This is a genomic window from Luteibacter sp. P4_D7_3, from assembly GCF_056401735.1.
Genome location: NZ_JBFUIT010000410.1, coordinates 1 through 2,963 on the forward strand (window position 1 = coordinate 1; position 2,963 = coordinate 2,963).

Below are 2,963 nucleotides of genomic sequence, written 5' to 3' on the forward strand. Positions count from 1 at the left end.
CTCTTGACCTCGGTCACCGCACCGCAGCCAACGATGCCCCAACGTACGTGGGACCGCACGGTCACGACGTCGGGCGCAGCTGCAGGCGCATATCGTCGCCGACCTGCCGGCGGTCTACCGTATGCAGTTTCCACCGCGACGCCATGTCATCCAGCGGCGGCAGGTTGAGCATCGGACGACCGGTATGTCCGAGCAGGATCGGTGCGATGTAGACGATCAGTTCGTCGGCCAGACCTGCGGCAAGCAGCGCGCCGCAAAGCACCGGGCCGGCTTCGACATGGACTTCGTTCACGTCATGGCGCGCCAACCAGTGAAGGACCGCACGCAGATCGAGGCCGCCGCCGTCTTCCTGACGGATGGCGGCGCGACGGATATCGGAAAGGTGCGCAGGTACCGAGGCATTCTCCGCATGGAAGAGCACCGTGGGCGCAGCGCCATCCAGCACGTTCGCGCCTGCCTGCGTGCGTAGCCGGGTGTCGACGATCGCGCGCAACGGCGGCACGAAGGGCTCACCTTCCGGCAACCGCACGGTCAAATGCGGATCGTCGGCGAGCACCGTACCGCTCGCGGAGAGGATCGCGGAAGAACGGGCGCGCCAGCGCTGTACATCGGCACGCGCGGCCTCGCCGGTGATCCACTTCGACGAGCCGTCGGCCAGCGCGGTGCGCCCGTCGAGGCTCATCGCCAGTTTCACGCGTACCCACGGACGTTGCCGCTCGATGCGGCTGAAGAAACCGATATTCAGTTCGCGCGCGGCGTCGCGCATCAGGCCCACCTGCACACCGATGCCCGCGTCGCGCAGCCTGGCAATGCCGGCACCGTCGACCTTGTCGAACGGGTCTTCGTGCGCGATGACGACGCGCCCGACGCCGGCGGCAATCAGGGCATCGGCGCAAGGCGGCGTGCGGCCATGATGCGCGCAAGGCTCCAGCGTGACGTACGCCGTGGCACCGCGCGCGGATTCGCCCGCTTCGCGCAATGCGAATACTTCCGCGTGTGGCTGACCGGCACGTGGGTGCCAGCCCGTACCGAGCACGGTTTCACCACGCGCAATGACGCAACCCACGCGCGGGTTCGGTTGCGTGGTGTGCAGGCCGCGTGCGGCCAGGCGCAAGGCGTGCGCCATGTGTACGTGATCCATGGCGGGGAAGAACGGCCGCGACATGATCAGCTCTTGCGCCCGCGCCTGGCTGCGTCCAGCAGCGGCAGTTGCAGGCCTTCGAGTGACGGCAGGTCGCGTTCGAGCTTCTCGATCTCCTCGCGGAAGGCGTGGACGTCCTCGAACCGGCGATACACGGAGGCGAAGCGAACGTAGGCTACCTGGTCGAGCGCCTTGAGCTCGCGCATCACCAGCTCACCGACCTGTCGCGACGGTACTTCGCGCTCGCCACAGCGACGCAGGTCGTTCACCACCGCGCGCACGGCACCATCGACCGCATCGCTGGAAACAGGACGCTTCTGCAGCGCGCGCTCGAAACTCACGCGCAGCTTGTGTTCATCGAAGGGCTCGCGACGATCGCCGGATTTGACGATCGCCGGAAGCTTGAGCTCTGCCGTTTCGAACGTGTTGAAACGCTCGCTGCACTGCGGACACTCACGGCGACGCCGCACCGTGCCACCGTCCTCCGTGAGACGGGAGTCGATGACACGTGTGTCTTCATGCTGGCAGAACGGACAATGCATCGATCAGCCGTAAACCGGGAACTTGGCACACTGCGCGGTCACTTTCTCACGCACGGCCGCGATGACCTTCTCGTCGCCAGGGGCATCCAGCACGTCACACATCCACTGGGTGAGCTCGACCGTGGCCGCTTCGTCGTAGCCGCGGGTGGTGATCGCCGGCGTACCGACGCGCAGGCCCGAGGTGACGAACGGCGAGCGTGGGTCGTTCGGCACCGCGTTCTTGTTCACGGTGATATGCGCCTTGCCCAGCGCCGCCTCCGCGTCCTTGCCGGTCGCATCGCGGCCGATGAGGTCGATCAGCATGAGATGGTTTTCGGTGCCGCCGGAAACGATCTTGTAGCCGCGCTCGATGAAGGTCTTCGCCATGGCCTTGGCGTTCTTCACCACCTGGGCCTGGTAGGTCTTGAACGAAGGCTCCAGCGCTTCCTTGAAGGCGACTGCCTTGGCCGCGATGACGTGCATCAGCGGACCACCCTGGATGCCCGGGAAGACGATGGACTGCAGCTTCTTTTCCAGCTCCTCACCCAGGCCCTTGGCGACGATGATGCCGCCGCGCGGACCGCGCAGCGTCTTGTGCGTGGTGGAGGTGACCACGTGCGCGTGCTCGATCGGGTTCGGGTACTCACCCGCCGCGACCAGACCGGCGATGTGCGCCATGTCGACGAACAGGTAGGCACCGACTTTGTCGGCAATGGCGCGGAAGCGACCCCAGTCGAGGATCTGCGAGTAGGCTGAGAAGCCGGCCACGATCATCTTCGGCTTGTGCTCGACGGCGAGGCGCTCGACTTCGTTGTAGTCGACCAGCCCCGATTCCGGGTCGATGCCGTACTGCACGGCGTTGAAGATCTTGCCGGAGAGGTTGACCTTGGCGCCGTGAGTCAGGTGACCGCCGTGGGCCAGGCTCATGCCCAGGATGGTGTCGCCGGGCTGCAGCAGAGCGAAGTAAACGGCCTGGTTCGCCTGCGAGCCGGAATGCGGCTGCACGTTGGCATAGTCCGCCCCGAACAGCTGCTTCAGACGGTCGATGGCGAGCCTTTCGGCGACGTCCACGTACTCGCAGCCACCGTAGTAGCGTTTGCCCGGGTAACCCTCGGCGTATTTGTTGGTCAGCACCGAACCCTGCGCTTCCATGACGCGCGGGCTGGCGTAGTTCTCGGAGGCGATCAGTTCGACGTGATCTTCCTGGCGACGGGTCTCGTTAGCGATGGCCTTGGCCAGTTCGTCGTCGTAGCCGGCGATCGTTGCATCCTTCGGGAACATCTCGACCTCATGGGGGCAGG

At 65.7% G+C, this 2,963-nt stretch carries 3 protein-coding genes; all 3 read right to left on the minus strand.

Annotated features, from left to right (window positions below; translation table 11 throughout):
• Nucleotides 1-61: 61 nt before the first annotated feature.
• Genes ribD through glyA form a run of 3 tightly spaced genes read right to left on the minus strand, consistent with a single transcriptional unit; the run spans nucleotide 62 to nucleotide 2,943 of the window.
• A complete protein-coding gene (gene ribD, locus AC1DSN_RS20755; RefSeq protein WP_477293698.1) occupies nucleotides 62-1,126 on the minus strand; it encodes a bifunctional diaminohydroxyphosphoribosylaminopyrimidine deaminase/5-amino-6-(5-phosphoribosylamino)uracil reductase RibD in 1,065 nt (354 codons plus the stop codon).
• Between the two features lie 41 nt (nucleotides 1,127-1,167).
• The gene (gene nrdR, locus AC1DSN_RS20760) at nucleotides 1,168-1,683 is read right to left on the minus strand and encodes a transcriptional regulator NrdR (RefSeq protein ID WP_063571237.1); all 516 of its coding nucleotides are present in this window, start codon (nucleotides 1,681-1,683) and stop codon (nucleotides 1,168-1,170) included.
• A gap of 3 nt (nucleotides 1,684-1,686) precedes the next feature.
• Entirely contained in the window at nucleotides 1,687-2,943 is a 1,257-nt protein-coding gene (gene glyA, locus AC1DSN_RS20765; RefSeq protein WP_063571236.1) for a serine hydroxymethyltransferase, read from the minus strand.
• Nucleotides 2,944-2,963 lie beyond the last annotated feature (20 nt).